Origin of the sequence: Rhizobium sp. Root1203 (assembly GCF_001424945.1) — a bacterium.
In the GTDB taxonomy this organism is placed as follows: Bacteria; Pseudomonadota; Alphaproteobacteria; order Rhizobiales; family Rhizobiaceae; genus Rhizobium.
In genome coordinates this window covers 124,036-145,797 of the sequence record NZ_LMCW01000067.1, presented here as the reverse complement: position 1 = coordinate 145,797, position 21,762 = coordinate 124,036, and the positions used below count along the sequence as shown (strand labels likewise).

The 21,762-nt window shown below is 60.4% G+C and carries 18 protein-coding genes and 1 pseudogene; 11 read left to right on the top strand and 8 right to left on the bottom strand.

Annotated elements, in window-relative coordinates; genetic code table 11:
- Window positions 1–78: 78 nt before the first annotated feature.
- From rnd to ASC97_RS30175, 3 genes are all read left to right on the top strand, one after another.
- Window positions 79–1,224 carry a ribonuclease D gene (rnd, locus tag ASC97_RS30185; protein WP_057472006.1) on the top strand — a complete coding sequence of 382 codons (1,146 nt, stop codon included), beginning with the start codon at window positions 79–81 and terminating at the stop codon, window positions 1,222–1,224.
- 77 nt (window positions 1,225–1,301) lie between these two features.
- Window positions 1,302–2,372: an adenylate/guanylate cyclase domain-containing protein gene (locus tag ASC97_RS30180; RefSeq protein WP_057472005.1), complete on the top strand. Its 1,071-nt coding sequence runs from the start codon at window positions 1,302–1,304 to the stop codon at window positions 2,370–2,372.
- Window positions 2,373–2,417: 45 nt separating this feature from the next.
- Window positions 2,418–3,776 carry an esterase-like activity of phytase family protein gene (locus ASC97_RS30175; protein WP_057472004.1) on the top strand — a complete coding sequence of 453 codons (1,359 nt, stop codon included), beginning with the start codon at window positions 2,418–2,420 and terminating at the stop codon, window positions 3,774–3,776.
- Window positions 3,777–3,857: 81 nt separating this feature from the next.
- Here the strand turns inward: ASC97_RS30175 and ppx are convergent, their stop codons facing one another.
- From ppx to ASC97_RS30155, 4 genes are all read right to left on the bottom strand, one after another.
- Window positions 3,858–5,381 (bottom strand): exopolyphosphatase, encoded by a 1,524-nt coding sequence (gene ppx / locus ASC97_RS30170; protein WP_057472003.1) that lies wholly within the window; start codon window positions 5,379–5,381, stop codon window positions 3,858–3,860.
- Window positions 5,382–5,392: 11 nt separating this feature from the next.
- Window positions 5,393–7,597 (bottom strand): RNA degradosome polyphosphate kinase, encoded by a 2,205-nt coding sequence (locus ASC97_RS30165; protein WP_057472002.1) that lies wholly within the window; start codon window positions 7,595–7,597, stop codon window positions 5,393–5,395.
- A gap of 65 nt (window positions 7,598–7,662) precedes the next feature.
- Window positions 7,663–8,376: a DnaA regulatory inactivator HdaA gene (gene hdaA / locus ASC97_RS30160; protein ID WP_057472001.1), complete on the bottom strand. Its 714-nt coding sequence runs from the start codon at window positions 8,374–8,376 to the stop codon at window positions 7,663–7,665.
- Window positions 8,373–9,494 (bottom strand): AI-2E family transporter, encoded by a 1,122-nt coding sequence (locus ASC97_RS30155; protein WP_057472000.1) that lies wholly within the window; start codon window positions 9,492–9,494, stop codon window positions 8,373–8,375. Before ASC97_RS30155 ends, hdaA begins: the two co-directional genes overlap by 4 nt.
- A gap of 246 nt (window positions 9,495–9,740) precedes the next feature.
- Here ASC97_RS30155 and purM point away from each other — a divergent pair, with 246 nt between their 5' ends.
- Window positions 9,741–10,814 carry a phosphoribosylformylglycinamidine cyclo-ligase gene (gene purM, locus ASC97_RS30150; protein WP_057471999.1) on the top strand — a complete coding sequence of 358 codons (1,074 nt, stop codon included), beginning with the start codon at window positions 9,741–9,743 and terminating at the stop codon, window positions 10,812–10,814.
- Entirely contained in the window at window positions 10,811–11,485 is a 675-nt protein-coding gene (purN, locus tag ASC97_RS30145; RefSeq protein WP_057471998.1) for a phosphoribosylglycinamide formyltransferase, read from the top strand. The genes purM and purN overlap by 4 nt, the downstream gene beginning before the upstream one ends.
- 2 nt (window positions 11,486–11,487) lie before the next feature.
- Here purN and ASC97_RS30140 read toward each other — a convergent pair whose 3' ends face one another.
- Window positions 11,488–12,651 carry an alpha-D-ribose 1-methylphosphonate 5-triphosphate diphosphatase gene (locus ASC97_RS30140; RefSeq protein WP_057471997.1) on the bottom strand — a complete coding sequence of 388 codons (1,164 nt, stop codon included), beginning with the start codon at window positions 12,649–12,651 and terminating at the stop codon, window positions 11,488–11,490.
- 158 nt (window positions 12,652–12,809) lie between these two features.
- Here ASC97_RS30140 and ASC97_RS36125 point away from each other — a divergent pair.
- Together ASC97_RS36125 and ASC97_RS30135 are read left to right on the top strand one after the other, a co-directional pair.
- A pseudogene (locus tag ASC97_RS36125) lies at window positions 12,810–12,942 on the top strand (type II toxin-antitoxin system Phd/YefM family antitoxin); the annotation flags it as partial.
- Window positions 12,943–13,048: 106 nt separating this feature from the next.
- Window positions 13,049–13,450, top strand: a complete 402-nt coding sequence (locus tag ASC97_RS30135; RefSeq protein ID WP_057471996.1) for a type II toxin-antitoxin system VapC family toxin — start codon at window positions 13,049–13,051, stop codon at window positions 13,448–13,450.
- Here ASC97_RS30135 and ASC97_RS30130 read toward each other — a convergent pair.
- Together ASC97_RS30130 and ASC97_RS30125 are read right to left on the bottom strand one after the other, a co-directional pair.
- Window positions 13,447–14,040, bottom strand: coding sequence for an NUDIX domain-containing protein (locus ASC97_RS30130; protein ID WP_057471995.1), 594 nt, complete (start codon window positions 14,038–14,040; stop codon window positions 13,447–13,449). The genes ASC97_RS30135 and ASC97_RS30130 overlap by 4 nt on opposite strands.
- The gene (locus tag ASC97_RS30125; RefSeq protein ID WP_057471994.1) at window positions 14,037–16,175 is read right to left on the bottom strand and encodes a molybdopterin-containing oxidoreductase family protein; all 2,139 of its coding nucleotides are present in this window, start codon (window positions 16,173–16,175) and stop codon (window positions 14,037–14,039) included. Before ASC97_RS30125 ends, ASC97_RS30130 begins: the two co-directional genes overlap by 4 nt.
- A gap of 83 nt (window positions 16,176–16,258) precedes the next feature.
- Here ASC97_RS30125 and ASC97_RS30120 point away from each other — a divergent pair, with 83 nt between their 5' ends.
- Together ASC97_RS30120 and ASC97_RS30115 are read left to right on the top strand one after the other, a co-directional pair.
- Window positions 16,259–17,128, top strand: a complete 870-nt coding sequence (locus ASC97_RS30120; RefSeq protein WP_057471993.1) for a 23S rRNA (adenine(2030)-N(6))-methyltransferase RlmJ — start codon at window positions 16,259–16,261, stop codon at window positions 17,126–17,128.
- A gap of 60 nt (window positions 17,129–17,188) precedes the next feature.
- Window positions 17,189–17,785 carry a glutathione S-transferase gene (locus ASC97_RS30115; protein WP_057471992.1) on the top strand — a complete coding sequence of 199 codons (597 nt, stop codon included), beginning with the start codon at window positions 17,189–17,191 and terminating at the stop codon, window positions 17,783–17,785.
- Between the two features lie 115 nt (window positions 17,786–17,900).
- Here ASC97_RS30115 and ASC97_RS30110 read toward each other — a convergent pair whose 3' ends face one another.
- Window positions 17,901–18,536, bottom strand: a complete 636-nt coding sequence (locus ASC97_RS30110) for an outer membrane protein (RefSeq protein WP_057471991.1) — start codon at window positions 18,534–18,536, stop codon at window positions 17,901–17,903.
- A gap of 362 nt (window positions 18,537–18,898) precedes the next feature.
- Here ASC97_RS30110 and ASC97_RS30105 point away from each other — a divergent pair, with 362 nt between their 5' ends.
- Window positions 18,899–19,666 (top strand): SDR family oxidoreductase, encoded by a 768-nt coding sequence (locus ASC97_RS30105; protein ID WP_113000378.1) that lies wholly within the window; start codon window positions 18,899–18,901, stop codon window positions 19,664–19,666.
- Window positions 19,663–21,702 carry an excinuclease ABC subunit UvrC gene (uvrC, locus tag ASC97_RS30100; RefSeq protein WP_057471989.1) on the top strand — a complete coding sequence of 680 codons (2,040 nt, stop codon included), beginning with the start codon at window positions 19,663–19,665 and terminating at the stop codon, window positions 21,700–21,702. Before ASC97_RS30105 ends, uvrC begins: the two co-directional genes overlap by 4 nt.
- The last annotated feature ends 60 nt before the right edge of the window (window positions 21,703–21,762 follow it).

The following is a 21,762-nucleotide window of genomic DNA, read 5'->3' as shown; positions in this document are numbered from 1 at the left end:
AATTGCGGGTTCCGGTTGACATATCCGGCTGAAAGGAGAAGGAAGATTTATCAACCTTTATCCTGTGAATGAATTGAGATGATCGAAACAACCGCCGAATTGGAGGCGGCCTGCAAAGAGCTGGCCAAGTCAGAATTCATTACCATAGATACCGAGTTTCTTCGGGAAACGACGTTCTGGCCGGAACTTTGCTTGATCCAGATGGCCAGCCCGACGACGGAAGTCCTTGTCGATCCGCTGGCGAAGGGACTCGATCTCAAGCCGTTCTTCGAGCTGATGGCCGATGCCAGCGTGCTGAAGGTGTTTCATGCCGCGCGTCAGGATATCGAAATCATCTTCAATCGCGGTGGCCTGATCCCGCATCCGATCTTTGATACGCAGGTCGCAGCCATGGTCTGCGGTTTTGGCGATTCAGTCTCCTACGACCAGCTCGTCAGCCGCACCAAGGGCGTTCAGATCGACAAATCGTCACGCTTCACCGACTGGAGCCGCCGTCCGCTTTCCGAAAAGCAGCTCGACTACGCGCTCGCCGATGTGACGCATCTGCGCGATGTCTATCTCTATCTGAAGGCCGAGCTCGAACGCGAAGGGCGTTCCTCCTGGCTTTCGCAGGAGATGGACATCCTCGAAGCCCGCGAAACCTACGACCTGCATCCCGACGATGCCTGGCAGCGCCTGAAAATGCGTCTGCGCAAGCCGCAAGAGCTTGCGATCCTGAAATACGTCGCTGCCTGGCGCGAACGCGAGGCACGCTCGCGAAACGTTCCGCGCTCGCGCGTCCTGAAGGACGATGCGATCTACGAGGTCGCACAGCAGCAGCCCAAGGACGCCGAAGCCCTCGGCCGGCTACGGACGATCCCGAAGGGTTGGGAACGTTCGGCGGCAGGTGCCGCAGTGGTCGAGGCAGTCAACGAGGCGCTCGCCCTGCCGAAGGCCGACATGCCTCACGCTCCGCGACAAAGCCAGCCGCCCGAAGGCGCTGCGGCCGCGGCCGAACTGCTGAAGGTTCTCTTGAAGCTGATCTCGGAAAAGCACGGCGTTGCGCCGAAGGTGATCGCCAACAGCGAGGATCTCGACAAAATTGCCGCCGAAGGCGAGAAGGCCGAGGTCGCAGCCCTCCAGGGATGGAGACGGGAGCTTTTCGGCGAGCCGGCGCTACAGCTGATCCAGGGTCAGGTCGCGCTTCGCTTCGTCGGTAAGAAAGTCGAGACGGTCACTCTCTGATCGCCCTTTTTTAAACGCTTTGTATTTCCTATATGCCGAGCGGGCATCAAGCGAACTGTCAGAGCGAAAAAGGCGGCATGAGGGAAATATCTCCGGTCCAGAACTGGCTTTTGATCGCGCTCGTGATGGCGGCAAGCGGCGTTCTTTACGACGTTTTGTTCTATGGAGACAGCCGTCCGTTTATCGGCGCAACGTTTGCCCTCTTCATCGGTATGCCGATCCTCGCCTTTGAGCGAAAGGTCTTGTTCCGCGGCCTCTACCGCCGCATTCAATCGCTACCGACGCTGACCTTTATCCTGGCCGAGCTGTTCATATACGAAATCCTGATGAGCGTCGGCTTTGCCGCTGCCGGGTTGTTGCTCTGGGGGCTTGGTCTGATCCAGCCGGCTTCCTGGGTCGATGTGGTCATTCTCCCGTTCCATGTCTTCCTCTATGCGCTGGCCGTCTGCACCCTCCTCATCTTTGTGTTTCGCGTTCGAGAACTGCTTGGCCGCGATGTCTTTACCAGCATGCTGATCAGCCGTTATCGCAAGCCGATCAGCGAGGAGCGCGTCTTCCTTTTCATCGACCTGGTCGACTCGACCGCATTTGCGGAAAAACATGGGGATTTGCGCGCGCAGCAGATGCTGAGTTCGCTGTTTGCAGCATTCGCCGAGCCGGTCAGGAAGTACAAGGGCACCATCGACGACTACGTCGGCGACGCGGCGATCATAACCTGGCCGCTCGAGCGCGGAGTGAAGTTTGCCAGATGCGTGAACTGTATCTTCGACATCATCAGCACGATAGAAGCCGACGCCGAAAGCTGGCTGACGCAATATGGCCAGGTCCCACGTCTTCGCGCGGCCCTGCATGGCGGAAACATCATCACCGCTGAGATTGGGATCGACCACCACAAGATCACCTATTTCGGCGACACGATAAACACCACGGCCCGTCTGGAATCTCTTTGCAAGACGCTGAACCGCTCCGTCCTCATATCGGCCGACCTCGCCCAGCGGATCAAGCTGCCGGAGACTGTTGCGGCTGAGGACCTCGGGCATCACGCCGTCAAGGGACGCGGGCAAAGCCTTGCCGTTATTGCGCTTTCCAAGGCCGACGGTCGGCTGGCGTCACCAAAGCTTCATGCAGGCGTCAACGCGCCGACATGAAAGCCCTGCTAATCGAAACCCGCATTCCGTTCCCTGGGGGTTTCCATGAAAAATGCTCTTCTTGCTTCCGCTTCGTTTGTTCTTTTGATTGCCGGCTCCGCCGCGGCCGACCAGCAGCAGTTTCCCGCAAAGCTCGCAGGCCAAGCCATTCTGCCCGCCAACACGCTCGTTCCGGCACCGGCCGATGCTCCCGAGTTCCTCAAGCATTCAGGGAAGTTCACGACGCCTGACCGCAAGCGCACCGAAGCGCTCGGCACCGTTCCGGGCAAGGACGGGGTTCGCATCACCGATCTTAAGCTTCCCTTCGACGGGCAGCCGGTCCAGGGCTTCTCCGGCATCAAGTCCATGCAGGACGGCACATTCTGGACGCTGTCGGACAACGGCTTCGGCTCGAAGGCAAATTCCAGCGATGCCATGCTCTTCCTGCATCAGGTGAAATTCGACTGGAACACCGGCAAGGTCGACGTTGTGAAGAACGTGTTCCTTTCGGACCCGGACAAGAAGGCCCCCTTCCCGATCGTGCTCGAGGGCGCTGAGAAGCGCTATCTCACCGGCGCGGATTTCGACATCGAATCGGTGCAGCCGGTTGCCGACGGCTTCTGGATCGGTGACGAATTCGGCCCCTACATCCTCAAGTTCGATACCGAAGGTCGCCTGACAGATGTTGTCGCGACGGTTGTCGACGGAAAGCCTGTTCTGTCTCCCGACAACCCACTTCTCGCGGTTCCGGCCAATCCGGCCGCCAAAATGCCGGTCTTCAACCTGAAGCGCTCGGGCGGCTTCGAAGGTCTGGCGATGTCCAAGGACGGCAGCAAACTCTACGGACTGCTGGAAGGCGCGCTTTATCAGGACGACGGCAAGATGGAGACCGTTGACGGCCACACCGCCATCCGCGTCATCGAATTCGACACGGCTTCAAAGAGCTGGACGGGTCGCAGCTGGCTCTATCCCTTCGAAGACAAGGGTGCCTCGATCGGCGACTTCAACATGCTGGACGATGCGACCGCCCTCGTGATCGAGCGAGACAACGGAGCGGGCACGAAGGAGAAGGCTTGCGCCGATCCCAAGCAGCCGAAGCCGGACTGCTTCGAGGCTCCTGCCGACCTCAAGCGCATCTACAAGATCGAGTTCAACGACGCCAATGCCGGCAAGGCGGTGCGCAAGATCGGCTATATCGACCTGATGCGCATCGAAGACCCCGACAACAGGAAGAGGCAGGGCGGCGGCAACGGCTTTTACGATATGCCGTTCGTGACGATCGAAAACGTCGATCGCGTCGATGCTACGCACATTGTCGTCGGCAACGACAACAACCTGCCTTTCTCCGCAGGCCGCGCGGTCGACAAGGCTGACGACAACGAGTTCAACCTGCTCGAAGTCGGCGAGGTGCTGAACGCGAAGTAGAGCGTCCAACAACAACTGAAACAGCCCCCGTTTGCTGGAACGGGGGCTGTTTTCGTGTCGGAGCGCTGCGAGCGACAATGACTACTCGAAGCGGAACGCCAGGCGTTTGTTGGTAAGCTTGGACAACTGCTGCAAGCGGCCATCGAGCCGCTCGCCGGCAAAATCGCGATATTCCGCCGGAACGACGAACTCGAGGTCGATATCCGGGTTGGACGACTTCGCGAACGTCAGATTGCGCACTATTCCCGGCATCGAGGCCGAAAAGAGGTACACGACGCGTAGAATGCCTCCCAGCAGCTTGGCGCGCTCGACATACAGCGGCGTGGCGATCGTCGCCAGCGCACCCGTCGCGCCGTTGTCGTTCAGGCCTTCGAAGCGATAGTAGTTCGCGAGGGCAATGTACGCCCGTCCGGGGTGGCTGATGCCGACGAATGACGAATGCGCGATAATATTCAGCGCCTGCAAGCCACGATAGTCAGGATGGGCGCGCCAGCTGATATCGGCAAGAAGACAGGCGGCCTGCCTATATCGAGCCTCTTCCTCTGTCTCGGTTATGCCGAACAAGGGCATCATCCGGCCCGTCCACTCGGCGAGTTCCCGGGCGTGCTCCGGAGAGCGCGCTCGCAGAATGGCAAGCTCGCTCGCAGCCGCCAGCAACGGATCGGCGCGACGTTCGCTTTCTGATAGCAGCGAATAGAGGTAGCCTTCGCGGACACCCTGCCCCGAAAAAGAGATCACCGAGGGCTTCATCGCGCTCAGGACTTCCTTCATTGCCACGGCCCCGAACGGCAACAGTACGCGGCGATACTTCGAAACCGCCATCCAGGCTGGATCCTTGGAATCCTTGGCCGTTTCGACCTGACCGAGGAACTGCATCATCGCATCAAGCGAGACTTCGTAGCCCTGCATCATGTGCAACGGATAATTGGACATCTCCATGTGCAGCTTGGCGATGTTTCGCCATGTGCCGCCGACCGCATAGAAGGTTCGCCCCTCTCCCTTTGCCAGCAGCTTGGCACTGGTCTTTACATGCTTGCGGGCAAAGGCGTGTGCCTTGGCGAGCGAACCACCGGCGTATTCCGACAGGCGCAGGCCGCCGAGCGGCAGCGTAATGCCCTTGCCGATCTCCTTGCCCTTGATGTCGATCAACTCAAGCGAGCCGCCGCCGAGGTCGCCGGCAATGCCATCCGGGGCAAAGAAGCCGCTGACGATACCGAGAGCGGAGAACTTCGCCTCCTCCTCACCGGAGAGAACGCGGATCTTGCGACGGAGGATGGTTTCGGCACGATGAATGAAGTCGGGTCCGTTCGACGCCTCTCGGGCAGCGGCGGTGGCGAGTACGTACATCGTCGCCGCGCGCGCCTGATCCGACAGCGCCTTGAAACGATGCAGGGCATTCAAGGCGCGCTCGACGCTGGCCTCATCCATCTTGCCGGTCAGCGCGATGCCTTTGCCGAGACCGCAGAGTACCTTTTCGTTGAAAAGGATCGTCGGCGACCGGGACATGCCTTCATAGATGACCACTCGGATCGAGTTCGACCCGATATCGACGACGGAGACCGGAGCAATCCCTGGAAGGCGCCCCTGGGCTTCTGATTCAACCATGCAGGTCCAGTTTATCTTTGCGTTCGGCCGGAAAGCAGGCCGGCAATAAGCTTTGGCGCACTGGATTTCAGGGCTTCACCGCGGCCGGAAAGGCTGGGGTTGGTCATGAAATACTGTTGCGCGTTGAACGGCTCCTCGCCCTTGCGCACTTCCATGCGCCGGGACGTTCCGTCGGCCAATATCTCGTAGCTTTGCTGATTGTCAATGAGGTTGCCGAGCATGATCTGTGACAAAACCTGCTCATGAACGGTCGGATTGGTCAACGGAACGAGTGTTTCCACGCGGCGATCGAGATTTCTAGGCATCATGTCCGCGGAGCCGATGTAGACCAGCGCCTTGTCGGAGGGCAGTCCCTGACCGTTGCCGAAGCAGAAGATGCGGCTATGCTCCAGGAAACGGCCAACGATGGATTTGACGCGAATATTCTCGGAAAGGCCGGGCACCTGTGGGCGCAGACAGCAAATACCGCGAACGACCAGATCGATCTCGACGCCGGCGCGACTTGCCGTGTAGAGCGCATCGATGATCTCCGGATCGACCAAGGAATTCATCTTCATCCAGATCGCCGCCGGCGCGCCGCTCTTGGCGTGCCTGATCTCTTCCTCGATATGCCGAACGATACGCGAGCGCAGCGTGTACGGGGAAACCGCGAGCTTCATGCTCTCTTCCGGTTCGCCATATCCGGTGATGAAATTGAAGATGTTCGCCATATCATGGGCGATCACCGGGTTGCAGGTGAAAAACGAGAGATCGGTGTAGATCTTCGCGGTAATCGGGTGGTAGTTGCCGGTGCCGAGATGGCAGTAGCTGCGCAGCTTGCCTTCCTCGCGGCGCACCACCAGCGACATCTTGGAGTGCGTCTTCAGTTCGATAAAGCCGAAGACGACCTGGACGCCGGCACGCTCGAGGTCGCGCGCCCAACGGATGTTGGCCTCTTCGTCGAAACGAGCCTTGAGTTCCACAAGCGCAGTCACCGACTTTCCGGATTCGGCGGCATCGATCAGCGCACGGACGATCGGACTGTCGTTGGAGGTGCGGTAGAGCGTTTGCTTTATCGCCAGAACGTCAGGATCGCGCGCAGCCTGGAGAAGGAACTGGACCACCACGTCGAAGGATTCATAGGGGTGGTGGACGACCATGTCCTTTTCCCGGATGGCGGCGAAGCAGTCGCCAGCGTGCTCGCGGACGCGTTCGGGAAATCGAGCATTGTAGGGCGGAAATCGAAGATCGTCGCGCGGCGCCTTGGTAATCTCGGAGAGCGTGTTCAAGGCGAGCAGGCCTGGCAGGACTGCGACGCGGTTGTCCGGGACATTCAACGCCTGGACGACGAATTGGCGCAACGATGCCGGCATCTCGGAATCGGTTTCGATGCGGATCACTGAACCGCGGCGACGTCGCTTGAGCGCCGTTTCGAAGAAGCGCACCAGATCCTCGGCTTCTTCCTCCACTTCGATATCGCTATCGCGGATGATGCGGAAGGTACCGGAACCCTGCACCTCGTAGCCGGGATAGAGCCGATAGATGAAGATATTTGCGACGTCCTCCAGCGTAATATAGCGGATGGTATTGCCGTCGTCGGGCAGCCGCACAAAACGGTCAAGCGCCGGCGGCAAGCGCAGCAGCGCCGTCATCGGGTCGCGACCGTTCTTGCTGACCAGCTGCAGGCCGATCGAGAAGCCGAGGTTGGGGATGAAGGGGAAAGGATGGGCCGGGTCGATCGACAACGGCGTCAGGACGGGGAAGATCGCCTGCTCGAATTCGGTCGCCAGCCAGTTGCGATCCGTTTCGCTGAGCGCGCCGGGACGGACGATCAGGATGTCTTCCTTGGCCAGATACTGCTGCAGAACGGCCAGCGATGCCTGCTGCTCCATCTGCAGGTTGTCGATTTCCTGCAGGATGGCGTCGAGCTGTTCTGCGGGCGTCTTGCCATCCGGCGTGCGGACGACGATGTTCTGGCGCACCTGACCCTCAAGGCCGGCGACGCGCACCATGAAGAATTCATCAAGGTTGGCAGCCGAGATCGAGAGGAAACGCACGCGCTCAAGCAGCGGATGCTCAGTGTTCAGCGTTTCCTCAAGGACGCGACGGTTGAACTGCAGCCACGAGAATTCGCGGTTGATGAACCGTTCGGGACTGGCCAGCAACTCTTCCAGCGGCGGAACGTTCTCCTTGGATTCAGGAGTAGGTTCGTGGTGCTCCGCGACTGCGCTGTCCATGATCTGATTGCCCTATTTCATTTGGCCAAGCGAAGTATATCAGTTTCACGACGGAACTGTGACAGTCAATCGATCGGGTCCGAATTACCCAATTCATTCAATACTTCGGCCGCGAGTGACCGGGTGATCTTCGTACCCCGCGAGAGGGCGAGGCGGTCGAGTCTCTCGACGATCGTCTGGGCGGCGTTCAGCGACCGTTCCATCCGATTGACGATATAGAGGACAAGTTTGTCATCAACTCCAAGCTGGCGGTCGGCAAACAGCTTGACGATGACCTGCGACAGCAATTCCTCGTCCGGCTCGCCGATTTCGACGACGGTCGCGGCCTTCAGACGGGAACGCAGGTCTGCCAGTTGCGCCGGCCACGACATCGGCCACAGGCGGCTCGTCATCAACAGGCTGTTGCCGTTTTCGCGGACGCTGTTGATCACGTGGAAAAGCTCGGTGTCGTCGAAACCGACACGATCGACGTCTTCAAAAAGCACTGGCCCCGAGGCGGCGACCAGGCTCGCATTGGAGCCGGCATTCGGCCAGATATCGGCGGCACCGCTATGCTCCTGCCAAATCTTGGCGAGATGCGATTTTCCCGATCCGACGGGGCCTGCAAGGATTACGACCGGGGATGGCCATTGCGGCCAGGCGTCGATGATCGAGACTGCGGCAGCGAGCCGTTCGGAGACCAGGAGGTCGTCGCGCCCGGTTGCGGCATCGTGAGAAAAGGCCAAGGGTAGCTGCTCGACGGCCCTGCGCCTTGAATCAGCATTTTTCACTTCAGTCATTTAAGATCAGCTTTTGTCTTCCGGGCGCGGCCAGTCGTCGACCCGCCCGCGTAAAGATCGCTTTCAAGGTAGCGCGAAAGAGCAAACCGGACAAGCACGCCGACAGCAGCGGCTGCGGGAACCGCGACCAGAAGTCCGACAAAGCCGAACAGCGCTCCGAAGGCAAAGAGCGCGAACATCAGCCAGACCGGATGCAGGCCGACGCTATGGCCCACCAGCTTCGGCTGCAGGATATTGCCTTCCATGAACTGGCCGCTGAAGAAGACGGCAAGAACGGCACCGACCCAGATGTAATCGGGCCAGAACTGGACGATGGCGACACCGACCGCAAGGATCAGGCCGACCATGGAACCGACATAGGGGATGAAGCTGATCATGCCTGCGAAAAGGCCGATAAGCAGGCCGAAGTTCAGGCCGACGACCGACAGGCCGACGGCGTACCAGATCCCCAGGATGAGGCACAAGGACCCCTGCCCGCGAATAAACCCAGCGATTGCCTGATCGATCTCGCGCATGATCTGGTGGACGTTCGCCACGTAGTCGCGGGGGATGTACTGGTCGACCTTGGCGACCATCCGGTCCCAATCGAGAAGCATGTAGAACGCCACCACCGGCGTCACGATCATCAGGGAAATCAGGTTGACCACGGCGAGGCCGGAGTTCCAGACCTGGCCGAACAGGCCGGTCAACAGACCGAAGCCTTGAGACAGGATTTCGGAGAAATTGTTCTTGATCGTTCCGAGCTGGCTCTTGATCCAGTCCGGCAGCATCGAATTCTGCTGCTCGGCAACGAATTTCTGCAGCTGGTCGATATACGTCGGGAGACGACCGGCAAAATCGGCGAACTGGCTGGCGAGGATCGGAATGAGGATTATCAGCGCCAGGACGATCACGATCACGAAGGCGATCAGAATGACGATCGTGGCCATGAGCCGGCTGAGACCCAGCCGCTCGAGCCTGTCGGCAACCGGATCCAGAAAATAGGCCAGCGCCATGCCTGCCAGGAACGGCAGCAGGATTGAACTGAACACCAAGAGAAACCCGATGAAAACAGCGAGTACGACAAGCCAGAAGACGACCTGGCGCTTGAGGCCTGCACCGCTAACCTGCTGTGGCATCACATTCCCCGCTGATCGACTGCCGCTTCGAGCTGCACCACGCTGGTGCAGCCTTTGAGCCAAATAGGATGCAGGTGCGAGAATGGTCAACCCCGACGCTCAAAATCCCGAACAGGTCGGTCAAAAGAGCGGGAAATTGGGGCTTTCTCCGTGCGATCCCTTGCATAAAGGCCCCTGTCATGCAATTGCGACCCGCATGTGACGCGGGGACATTTACCCGCCCGAAGACAGCCATCGGAGAGCAGTATGAGCCAGTCTGGAAGAAACGGCCTGACGTATAGCGACGCAGGCGTCGATATCGACGCCGGCAACCTGCTGGTAGAGAAGATCAAGCCTGCCGTGCGTTCGACGCGTCGGCCGGGCGCGGACGGCGAAATCGGCGGCTTCGGCGGTCTTTTCGACTTGAAGGCAGCAGGCTTCACAGATCCTGTTCTCGTCGCCGCCAACGACGGCGTGGGCACCAAGCTGAAAATCGCGATCGATGCGGATTATCACGAGACCGTCGGCATCGATCTTGTCGCGATGTGTGTCAACGATCTGGTGGTCCAAGGCGCCGAACCGCTGTTCTTCCTGGACTATTTCGCCACCGGCAAGCTTGATCCCGACCAGGGTGCGGCTATCGTCGGCGGTATCGCCGCGGGCTGCCGCGAGGCTGGATGTGCGCTGATCGGCGGCGAGACGGCGGAAATGCCCGGCATGTACTCGTCCGGCGACTACGATCTCGCCGGCTTTGCGGTCGGCGCTGCCGAACGCGGCCAGTTGCTGCCGTCCGGCGACATTGCCGAGGGCGACGTGATCCTCGGCCTTGCCTCCTCGGGCGTTCATTCCAACGGCTTCTCACTTGTTCGCAAGATCGTCGGCATTTCTGGCCTTGCCTGGGACGCACCGGCTCCGTTCGCTGCCGACAAGAACCTCGGCGAAGCGCTGCTGACGCCGACGCGCATCTATGTGAAGCCGCTCCTCAAGGCGATCCGCGACACGAATGCCATCAAGGCGCTGGCGCATATCACGGGCGGCGGATTCCCGGAGAATATTCCGCGCGTCCTGCCGAAGCATCTGGCGGCGGAAATCGACCTGGCTGCGGTCAACGTTCCCCCGGTTTTCTCCTGGCTTGCCAAGACCGGTGGCGTCGAAGCGACTGAAATGCTGCGCACCTTCAACTGCGGCATCGGCATGATCGCCGTCGTCTCCGCCGAAAACGTTGCAACGGTCATCTCTGCGCTTGAAGCGGAGGGCGAGCAGGTCGTGCAACTCGGCCGCATGATCGCGCGGGCGGAAGGCGCCGGCGGCACGCTCTACAAGGGCACGCTCGCCATATGACGTCACCGCGCAAACGCGCCGTCGTCTTCATCTCCGGCGGCGGCTCCAACATGATGGCGCTCGTCGCCGCGGCCAAGGCATCCGATTTTCCGGCAGAGATTGTCGGCGTGATCTCCGACAAGACCGATGCCGGCGGACTTGCCAAGGCGGCGGCAGAAGGCATTCGGACCTTCGCCTTCGCGCGCAAGGACTATGCCGGCAAGGAAGCCCACGAAGCGGCGATCTTTGCCGCGCTCGATGAGTTATCGCCCGACATCCTCTGCCTTGCGGGATATATGCGCCTCCTTAGCGGCACGTTCATCCGGCGCTATGAGGGGCGAATGATCAACGTTCATCCCTCGCTGCTTCCGATGTTTCCCGGTCTGCACACGCATCAGCGCGCGATCGACGCCGGCATGCGGATTACGGGCTGCACCGTGCATTTCGTGACAGAAGGCATGGACGAAGGACCGGTCATCGGGCAGGCCGCGGTACCGATCCTGTCCGGAGACACCGCCGAGACACTGGCGGCGCGCGTGCTTAGTGTCGAACACCAACTCTATCCCCGGTCCCTGCGGCTTTTCGCCGAGGGCAAGGTGACGATGGAAGACGGCAAGGCCGTCGTCGTCGGCACCGCTTCAGCGCCCGCGACGGGCGGCCAGGTCATCTCCATCATCGGCGACCGGGCCTAGGCTCAGGCAGCAAGTGCCCGTGGCTGGTGCAGTGTGCCGTCGCTGTAGACGAAGCGACCGCCGCGGAAGGTCGCGCGGATCCGGTGCACATCGCCTGCTTCGACGACAACCAGATCGGCACGCTGGCCGATGGCGATCTCTCCGCGATCCATAAGGCCCGCAGAGCGCGCGGCGTTCCTGGTCGCCATAGCAACGGCGGTCGGCAGATCGGTCTGACCGGCTATCTTGAAGATGCCGGGCACGAAGGCAGCCGGATGGTAATCGGCGGCGATAACCGTCAGCAGGCCGGCGCTTGCCGCATCCAGTGCACTCAGATTGCCCGACATGGACTGGCCGCGAAGTGCATTCGGAGCTCCCATGAGCGTCCACAGGCCACGACGCCGCGCTTCCTCGGCCGCCGAAAGCGTCACCGGAAACTCGCTGATCGTGACGCCGAGATCGTGCATCTCGGCGACCTTCTCCGCGCTGTCGTCGTCGTGGGAGGCAAGCGACAGCTTATGGCGCAGCGATAGGTCGACGATGTGCTTGAGCTTGACGTCGATCTCCGGATTGTCGCGCATCGCGATACGCTTCGCCACCATCTCGGCTGCCATTTCCTCGGAGACGGCGCGCCGCTCGGCAATGCTCAGGATATAGCTCTGGATGTTGTTGTACTGGCCCTGCCCCGGCGTGTGGTCGGTCAACGACACCATGTCGATATGGCCGGCGTCGAGCAGCTTCTCCAGCGCCGGCGCCGCACCCAGATTGGTGATCTCGTAGCGCGCATGCACGCGGTGATCGATCAGCAAATCCTCCCTGAGACCGGTGATCCCCTCAATGATCGCGGCGGTGGTTTCGAGCGAGCGAACATGGCCGTAGACGCTCTCGGTGGCAAAGGAGACGGCAGCAAAAGCCGTAGTCACGCCATGGGCGGCAAGCTTCTTGTCCAGTTCGTGAATACCGAAGTCGATCGGCATCATCGCATTCGGACGCGGCGCGATTTCGCGTTCGATCATATCTCCGTGCAGATCGACGAAGCCGGGCATCAACAGACGTCCGCCGCCATCGATTGCGCCACCCGCGACGGCTTCCGGCCGGATCTCGGCAACAACGCCTTCCTCGATGCGGATCGAGCCGTTTTTCACGACCTCATCTGGAAGAACGATCGTGAAATTGCTGAGCCACATAGGCTTTCTCCTAACGGACGATGAATTATGACAAGCCGGAGCGCATAACCCCGATTCATGACATAGGTGTGAATACCACCGACGCATTTGCGAAGTTGGTCAACCAGTTGACCACTATCTGGCGCGGCCTATCCTGAGCCAAGAAGAAGGATTTCGGAATGGCAATCAAGGAAAAGGTCGCGGAAGCAAAAACGCATCTGTCTGAACTTCTGGCGAAAGTTGAGAAGGGCGAGGAAATAGAGATATCGCGTGGCAGCACTCCCGTGGCGCGTCTGAGCAGGATCGACAACGCCGGCGAACGGGCCGAAGCCATCAGACTGCTTCGCATCGAACGAGCCGAACGAACGAAGGCAACCGCTGCAGAGATACAGGAATGGCGGCGGGAGGGGCAGCGCGGATGCCCTTTGTCGTCGACGCATCGGTTGCCGCTGCGTGGCTCCTGCCGGACGACGACAATCAGGAGGCCGAAAGGGCGTTGTCGCTGCTGGAAAGCGAAGATGCGCTTGTGCCGGACCTGTTCTGGCATGAAATGCGCAATATCCTGCTCAGAGCAGAACGACGGCATCGCATCGCCAGCGCAGATGTCCTCGCCTGCCTGATGCGGTTGGAGAGTCTGCCTCTGCGGACAAACTTCGACGACGATCATCCGACCGTCATCCGACTTGCGCGCAAACATCAATTTTCAGCCTATGATGCCGCCTACCTTGCGCTCGCCTTGATACAAGCGGTGCCGCTTGCGACGGCCGATGCTAAACTCAAGCGAGCGGCCGAAGCGGTGAGGATACCGCGCCAGGCTTAGCCAAGGGAAGTCCTGTTCAGAACGGCCCATTGCAGCAAGACGATGGTCTTCAGATCGACGATCTCGCCGCTCTCGATCATCGCCATTGCCTTTTCGAGCGGGATCTCCAGCACCTCGATATCCTCGTGCTCTTCAGCAAGACCGCCGCCGTTCGAGACACGATCCGTCGTATCGATGGCGGCTGCGAAGAAATGGATGACTTCCATGCTGGAGCCTGGCGAGCTGTATGCCGTGAAGAGGAAGCGGACATCGCGAACCCGAAATCCGGTTTCCTCCATCGCTTCTCGGCGGATGGCAGCCTCAGGCTCGTCGCCGTCCAGGAGGCCGGCGGGTGTTTCCAGGATCCAGGCGGGTTCGCCGTGAAGCTGGAGCGGCAGGCGGAACTGCCGGACGAGGACCACTGTCCCGTGTTTGGGATCGTAGAGCAGGATCGTCGCTGCAGGCGTGCGGTGGTAGACCTCGCGGCTGACGCGATGGGTTTCCCCTTCAGAATCGGTGTAGTCGACCAGGTAGTTGCTGAGCCGCGTCCAGCCTTTCGATAGCGTCTCGTCGCCAACGACTTCGGCCTTTGCCTTCTCGAATTTCGTCATGCGGGATCCCTGCGCAGCCAGACTTTGTTGTCGTGAACGGCGGCCCCTCCATAAGGGGCCACGGGATCGGCGCCGGTCAGAACGTTGATCCCCTCTCCATCCACGTGCGCTTTGTTCGGCCACAGCCCTTCGGCGATCAAAACTCCCGGTTTTACGTCGTTCGTGATGCGGGCGTGGAGACGCACCTCGCCCCTCCTATTGCCGACCTGAACGATATCGCCGTGCGAAATGCCCTGCGCGACGGCGTCCTCAGGATTGATCATCAGCTCTGGGCGTCCTTCCTTCTGGCGAGACGTCTTCGTCTCGGAGAAGCTGGAATTCAGGAAGTTGCGCGCCGGCGATGTCGCCAGGCGGAAAGGATGCTCGGCGTCCGCCACTTCAATGACATCGACCTGATCGGGGAATGCGGGCAGCTCCACATACGGGCCAAGCAGTCCGACAGCATCGGGCGGGCGGTTTGGCGCCGGCTGGTTGGTCCAGTCGGGGCGGAAGCGAAACTTGCCGTCCGGGTGCGCAAAGCCATTCAGGAAATGCGCATCCTCGAATTCCGGCTGGCGGTCGAACCACTTGTGCTCGAGGAAATGGTCGTAGCCCGGCAGGTTGCTGGATGCGAGAACCCGATCGATCATCTCGCGCGCCGTGAAGCCGAAGCCTGGGCGACCGGCGACGCCGAGGCGCTTGGCAAGTTCCTCGATGACAAAGAGGTTGGTGCGTACGGTCGAGGGCGGTTCAACGAGTTTGGGACCAAGCAAAATGTGGTTCTGGCCGCCGGCGCGATAGATGTCGTCGTGCTCGACGAACATCGTGGCCGGAATGACGATATCGGCCATTTCGGCTGTCTCGGTCATGAACTGCTCATGCACCGCTACAAAGAGGTCGTCGCGGCCAAAGCCGCGCTTCACCAGCCGCTGCTCGGGCGCGATGTTCACCGGATTCGTGTTCTGGATCAGCATGGCCGTAACGGGGCCGCGGTTGCGGAGCGCCACGGCATCGCCCGTCAGAGCCCGACCGATCTGCGACTGGTCGATCATCCGGACGTCCGCATCCTTCATCGGCTTGCCGGTCAGCTCCGCGTTGTTCATGCGGAAGATGTCGCTGTTCGAATGGAACGCGCCGCCGCCCTCATATTGCCAGGAGCCGAGCACGGTTGCGATCGAGGCGGCAGCATGCATTGCAACCGCGCCATTGCGCTGGCGGGTGAAACCGTAACCGAGACGGAAATAGGTCTTCTTCGTCGTTCCGACGAGCTTGCCGAAGGCCTCGATCTCTTCGACGGAAAGACCGGTGACGGCTGCGGCCCATTCCGGCGTCCTGGATTTCAAGTGGGCCTCCAGTCCACTCGGGTCGTCGGCGTATTTCGCCATGTAGGCCCGGTCGGCATAGCCGTCCCGGAAGGCGATATGCATGACGGCGCAGGCGAGCGCCGCGTCCGTGCCGGGCTTGACGACCAGCGCCATGTCAGCCTGCTTCATCGTCGGATTGTCGTAGATGTCGATGACGACGATCCTAGCCTGGCGTTCCTTGCGGGCCTTGATCGCATGGGTCATGACGTTGACTTGGGTCGCGACCGCATTGGTGCCCCAGATGACGACGCAATCGGTGCGCGCCATCTCGCGCGGATCGGGGCCGCGAAGCGTACCGGTCGCCATCGTGAAGCCTGTCCAGGCGGGATTGGTGCAGATCGACGAGAAGAAACCGGAGTAGCGCTTGGCGTGACGCAGGCGATCGATGGAGTCGCGCTGAACCCAGCCCATTGTGCCGGCGTAGTAGTAGGGCCAGATCGCTTCGCTGCCGTCCTTGGCCTCCGCCTTGACGAAAGCCTCGGCGATCTCGTCCAGCGCATCGTCCCAGGATATCTGCTGCCATTGACCTGCCCCCTTGGCGCCCTTGCGGCGTTGTGGATGCATGAGCCGGTCCGGATGGTAGAGCCGCTCGGCATAGCGCGCGACCTTGGCGCAGATCACGCCAGCCGTATAGGAGTGGTCACCGGCACCGCGCACACGGCCAATGCGACCGTCCTCGGTCAGTTCGACCTCGAGCGCGCAGGTGGACGGACAGTCGTGCGGACAGGCGGTATGGCCGACCTTGATGTCAGACTTCGGAGATTTGGCTTGGACGGGGGTCGCAATGTTCATGGGAATTCTATATTCCAACGCGGAACCGGCCAAAAGCCACAAATGACGCCGATCAGGCGAATTCATCACGGGCATCAGCGAAAATGAACTATCGCCACATCTATCATGCGGGCAACTTTGCGGATGTGCTGAAGCATGCCGTCCTGGCTCGCCTCGTTCGCTACATGCAGAAGAAGGATGCGGGTTTTCGCGTGCTCGACACGCATGCAGGCATCGGGCTCTACGACCTTTCCTCCGAGGAGGCGCAGAAGACGGGCGAATGGCGGGACGGCATCGGCAAGATACTGGACGCCGAGCTCGCGCCTCAAATTGCAGAGCTGCTGGAGCCCTATCTCACTGTTGTCCGGGAACTCAACCCGGATGGCGGCATCCGTTTTTACCCTGGTTCGCCCAAGGTCTCGCGTATGCTGTTTCGCCCGCAGGACAGGCTCTCGGCCATGGAACTGCACCCCGAGGATTATGTGCGCCTGCACCGCGTGTTCGAAGGCGACCATCATGCCCGCATCACCGAGCTCGATGGGTGGCTTTCGCTCGGCGCACATCTGCCGCCGAAAGAAAAGCGCGGCATCGTGCTTGTCGATCCGCCGTTTGAAGAGGAAGGCGAGTACGACCGCCTGGTCGACGGGCTTGCCAAGGCCTATCGCCGATTCCCGGGCGGGACCTATTGCCTTTGGTATCCGCTGAAGCGGGGCGCGCCCGTCAAGGAATTCCATGAGGCACTCCAGGCCCTCGATATTCCGAAGATACTTTGCGCCGAACTCAGCGTCCGCAGCGATCGCGGCATTACCGGCCTCACGGGGTCGGGCCTGATCGTTGTCAATCCTCCCTATACGCTGAAGGACGAGCTGCACGCATTGCTTCCAGCGCTCAAGGACCATATGGCCCAGGACCGCTACGCCTCACATCGCGCATTCTGGCTGCGCGGGGAGAGCAAGGCCGCGAAAGACGATTGACCGACGCCTTCCGGAGCGAAATAGTCCGGGCACACAGGCAGCTTTTCAGAGAGAAAAACGATGAAGATTCTTTGCGCACCGACCTCGCCCTACTCCAGCAAGGTGCGGATGGCCGCGCGCTATCTTGATCTCGATGTCACCGAAATTCGTGTCGACACCAACGCCGGACCGGCCGTCCTCGTGGATAACAATCCGCTCGGTAAAATCCCTACCCTGCTGACCGACGACGGGGTTTCGATCTTCGACAGCATCGCGATCATGCACTATTTCGGCCGACTGAAAGGCAAACAGCTCTATCCGACAAAGAACGGCAAGCGCACCGAGGCCGAGACACTCGAAGCATTGTGCGACGGCATTTGCGATTGCCTGCTGGCAATCGTCTACGAACGCAGGTCCCGCGACGAGGAAAAAGTGCACCAGCCCTGGATCGATCGGCAATGGAAGAAAGCCGTCAGCGGGCTCAACCACCTCAGCGTCCACCTGCCGAAGATCGGCAAAAAGCTGCATGGCGGCCACTTTGCGCTTGCTGCGACGCTCGGCTACCTCGATCTGCGCTTCAAGGGGCACTGGGAGGCGGATCACTCCGAACTGATCGGCTGGCTTCGCGACTTCGAGAAGAAATTCTCGGCCTACGGCGAGCTGAAGCCTCAGAGCTGAGGCCTGCCCGGTCGCTTTGAGAAAACAGCACCTGGGGATGTCGAGCTGCATAGCTCCCGACAAGAAACGAAAAAGCCGGGCATTGCGCCCGGCTTTTTCTCATTCGATGTTCGGCTTAGAACTTCATGCCGATACCGACCTTGACGCTGTGTTCGTCATAGCCGCGCGATACGTTGGTGCCGCCGATGTTGAAGTCGTTGTGCTGGTAGTCGGTGTAGCGATATTCAACACGAGCCGTGATGTTGTTCGTGATGAACGTTTCCGCACCGGCGCCAACCGTGTAGCCGAGCGCCGTATCGGTGTCGGAGCCGACAGAGTTGCTGAACTTGTTCTTGGTCGCAGCCAGACCAGCCGTACCATAGAGCAGGAAGGGGTTCAGGTCGTAGCCGATGCGGCCACGGAGCGAGCCGTTCACTTCGTTCTTGGCGGTGCCGCCATCGACCGGTGCATCAGCGCCGGAATAGCCGATGTCGCCTTCAACGCCGTATACGATCTGGCCCTGCTGCCAGTTGTAACCGCTGTAGATCTGACCGCCGAAAGCACGAGCGTTGTACGTGTCGGCGAAGCTGCCCATGTTATAGGTGCCGGCGCCGCCGAGGTAGAAGCCCTGCCAGTTGCCAGCCGGAGTCACCGGCTCATTCTGTGCAATCGGGGCTTCGGGAATCTGATCAACGGCGTCTGCCGCGTAAGCAGCGGATACGCCACCAAGGGCAACGGTCGAAACCAACAGGCTAGCAATAAAAGTACGCATACTCGTCTCCTTTCAAACCCGCGCTCTTCGTCAACTGTCTTACAGCGAAGCATTCGCGAGCAATTACTTACGTCCCTTTCGGATCGAGAGGGAAACTGATGCCCAAATGAGGATTTGAAAGAGCCAAAATGTGATTTGATTGTGGCGCACGGGTGGCTGAAATTCGATGTTGCTTTACCGCAACAAACTATTTGTTAACCATAACGAATGATTAAAACTTCAATACTTATTTTAATAGAGCATTACTTTAAATAACGGGGACAACGTCGATCCCCCTCACCTCGATCGCACCGCCTATTTATAAGGTCAGCGCACGCGCCTATATAGCATCGCACAGACTCGCGTGATGAAGAGGCATGATTTTGAGGGACAAAAGACTTCGTACCGCGCTCGTGACCGGCGCGGCCAACAGAATAGGCCGGGCGATAGTCGAAGATCTGGCAGCGAACGGCTTTTCCGTCGCCATCCATGCAAACCGTTCGATCGACGCGGCCGAGAATTTCGCGGCAGAATTGCGGCAAAGGGGTCTGGGCGCGATTTCGCTGCAAGCCGACCTGAAGCATATTGCCGCGACGAACGGGCTGATAAACAGGGCTTCGGAAGCGCTCGGTCCGATCGATTTGCTCGTGAACAACGCCTCGGCCTTCCACAACGATTCGGCAAATCGTTTCGACCCTGCCGCGTGGGAGGAGCATTTCGCGCTGCATGTCCGGGCCCCCTCGATACTGGCCGCTGCATTCGCCGAACAATTGCCGGAAGACGATGCGGGCCTGATCGTCAATGTGATCGACCAGCGTGTCTGGGCGCTCAATCCCACTTTCTTTTCCTATACGCTTTCCAAGGCCGCGCTGTGGACGGCAACGCAGACCATGGCGCAGACCTTTGCGCCGCGGATCCGCGTGAATGCGCTAGGCCCCGGCCCGACGGTGCGCAGTGCTCGGCAAACGGAAGAGGACTTCCAGGCACAGGTCGACGGGCTTATCATGAAGGCGGGGCCGGGATTCGGCGAGTTCGGACGGACGATCCGCTTCCTCTACGACACGCCCTCGATCACCGGCCAAATGATTGCCCTGGACGGCGGCCAGCATCTTGCCTGGCAGACGCCCGATGTGGCGGAGATTACGGAATGACATCAAGGAAGCTGCCGGACGGCGGCGTTCTTTACGACGAAACGGACGAGAACGACGACGAAATCGAAGTGGAGAGCGATGCCTCCGCTCAGCCGATCTCGGCTGTGGTCGACTGGAACGAGGGCGGGCTCAACGAGACCGGGCTGATCGGTGCCGATCTGATCGCCGAATTCGTCAAGCGATTGCCGAACAGCCCTGGCGTCTATCGCATGTTCAACGAAGCGGGTGACGTGCTCTACGTCGGGAAGGCCCGCAGCCTGAAGAAGCGCGTGGGCAACTATGCGATGGGCCGCGTCCACTCCAATCGCATTGCCCAGATGGTGCGCCAGACGGCAAACATGGAGTTCGTGACGACGCGCACCGAGATCGAAGCGCTGTTGCTGGAAGCGAATCTGATCAAGCGCTTGCGGCCGCGCTTTAACGTTCTGCTGCGCGACGACAAGTCGTTTCCCTATATCCTCATCTCCGGCGACCACCGCGCACCGGCCATCCTGAAACACCGCGGTGCACGCGCCAGAAAGGGCGACTATTTCGGGCCCTTCGCTTCTGCCGGTGCCGTTGGCCGCACGATCAATTCACTGCAGCGCGCCTTCCTTATCCGCACCTGTACGGACAGCGTCTTCGAGACGCGCACCCGCCCCTGTCTGCTCTACCAGATCAAGCGCTGTTCGGCGCCCTGCACGCACGAGATCAGCGATGCGGGCTACGGCGAACTCGTGCAGGAAGCCAAGGATTTCCTTTCCGGCAAGAGCCAGAAGGTGAAGGCGCATATGGCGGAGGCGATGAACGCGGCAGCCGAGGATCTCGATTTCGAGCGGGCTGCGGTCTATCGCGACCGTCTTGCATCGCTGTCGCATGTGTCGAGCCATCAGGGCATCAACCCTGCGGGCGTCGACGAGGCGGATGTCTTTGCAATTCACCACGAAGGCGGCATTTCCTGTATCCAGGTCTTCTTCTTCCGTACCGGGCAGAACTGGGGCAACCGTGCCTATTTCCCGAAAGCCGATCCGCAGCTTTCGGGCGCCGAGGTGCTGAGCGCCTTCCTGGCGCAGTTCTACGACGACAAGCCAGTGCCGAAACAGATCCTGCTGTCGGAGACGGTGGACGAGATGGAGCTTCTTGCCGCGGCGCTCGCTGAAAAAGCCGGACGCAGGATTTCCGTCCAGGTGCCGCAGCGAGGCGAAAAACGCGACCTCGTCGAGCACGTTATCGGCAACGCGCGCGAAGCGCATGGGCGCAAGCTCGCCGAAACTGCATCGCAGTCGCGGCTGCTCGAAGGCTTCAAAGAGACATTCAAGCTCCCATATGTGCCGCAGCGCGTCGAGATCTACGACAACTCGCACATCATGGGCACCAACGCCGTCGGCGGCATGGTGGTCGCGGGTCCCGAGGGTTTCGTCAAGAACCAATATCGCAAGTTCAACATCAAATCGACGGACATCACGCCGGGCGACGACTTCGGGATGATGCGCGAGGTGATGACGCGGCGTTTTTCGAGGCTGATCAAGGAGGAAGGCATTCCGGATCGGAGCCAGCCGGTATCGACTGCCGACGCTGCGGATATGCCCTTTCCTGCATGGCCCGACGTCATCCTGATCGATGGCGGCCAGGGGCAGATGACGGCAGTGAGGGCAATCTTGGACGAGCTCGGCATTACCGACAGCGTTACGGCCATCGGGGTAGCCAAGGGCGTCGACCGAGACGCCGGCCGCGAGCGCTTCTTCCCGAAGGGCCGCGAGAGCTTCACCCTCCCGCCCCGCGATCCGGTGCTCTACTTCATCCAGCGCATGCGCGACGAGGCACACCGTTTCGCCATCGGCTCGCACCGGGCGCGACGCAAGAAGGAGATGGTCAAGAATCCCCTCGACGAAATCGGCGGCATCGGACCGTCGCGCAAGCGCGCCCTGCTCCAGCACTTCGGGACAGCGAAGGCGGTTTCGCGTGCCGCCCTTTCCGACCTGATGGCCGTCGAGGGAATTTCGGAAACCGTTGCCAAGCAGGTTTACAATCATTTTCACGACGACGCCGCGAAATAGGTGGAGTCGGTCGCAAATTCCACGCAAAGGCAGCAAAAAAACAGAAAGAATGTTGACGCT

Excerpts from the sequence above, each read along its gene's own strand:
- purM (WP_057471999.1), top strand. The coding sequence starts at position 9,741 with ATGAGCCAGTCTGGAAGAAACGGCCTGACGTATAGCGACGCAGGCGTC.
- ASC97_RS30175 (WP_057472004.1), top strand. The coding sequence starts at position 2,418 with ATGAAAAATGCTCTTCTTGCTTCCGCTTCGTTTGTTCTTTTGATTGCC.
- ASC97_RS30115 (WP_057471992.1), top strand. The coding sequence starts at position 17,189 with ATGAAGATTCTTTGCGCACCGACCTCGCCCTACTCCAGCAAGGTGCGG.
- ASC97_RS30110 (WP_057471991.1), bottom strand. The coding sequence starts at position 18,536 with ATGCGTACTTTTATTGCTAGCCTGTTGGTTTCGACCGTTGCCCTTGGT.
- ASC97_RS30125 (WP_057471994.1), bottom strand. The coding sequence starts at position 16,175 with ATGAACATTGCGACCCCCGTCCAAGCCAAATCTCCGAAGTCTGACATC.
- ASC97_RS30120 (WP_057471993.1), top strand. The coding sequence starts at position 16,259 with ATGAACTATCGCCACATCTATCATGCGGGCAACTTTGCGGATGTGCTG.
- ASC97_RS30180 (WP_057472005.1), top strand. The coding sequence starts at position 1,302 with ATGAGGGAAATATCTCCGGTCCAGAACTGGCTTTTGATCGCGCTCGTG.
- ASC97_RS30155 (WP_057472000.1), bottom strand. The coding sequence starts at position 9,494 with ATGCCACAGCAGGTTAGCGGTGCAGGCCTCAAGCGCCAGGTCGTCTTC.
- purN (WP_057471998.1), top strand. The coding sequence starts at position 10,811 with ATGACGTCACCGCGCAAACGCGCCGTCGTCTTCATCTCCGGCGGCGGC.
- rnd (WP_057472006.1), top strand. The coding sequence starts at position 79 with ATGATCGAAACAACCGCCGAATTGGAGGCGGCCTGCAAAGAGCTGGCC.
- ASC97_RS30140 (WP_057471997.1), bottom strand. The coding sequence starts at position 12,651 with ATGTGGCTCAGCAATTTCACGATCGTTCTTCCAGATGAGGTCGTGAAA.
- ASC97_RS30165 (WP_057472002.1), bottom strand. The coding sequence starts at position 7,597 with ATGGACAGCGCAGTCGCGGAGCACCACGAACCTACTCCTGAATCCAAG.
- ppx (WP_057472003.1), bottom strand. The coding sequence starts at position 5,381 with ATGGTTGAATCAGAAGCCCAGGGGCGCCTTCCAGGGATTGCTCCGGTC.
- ASC97_RS30130 (WP_057471995.1), bottom strand. The coding sequence starts at position 14,040 with ATGACGAAATTCGAGAAGGCAAAGGCCGAAGTCGTTGGCGACGAGACG.
- hdaA (WP_057472001.1), bottom strand. The coding sequence starts at position 8,376 with ATGACTGAAGTGAAAAATGCTGATTCAAGGCGCAGGGCCGTCGAGCAG.
- ASC97_RS30135 (WP_057471996.1), top strand. The coding sequence starts at position 13,049 with ATGCCCTTTGTCGTCGACGCATCGGTTGCCGCTGCGTGGCTCCTGCCG.
- uvrC (WP_057471989.1), top strand. The coding sequence starts at position 19,663 with ATGACATCAAGGAAGCTGCCGGACGGCGGCGTTCTTTACGACGAAACG.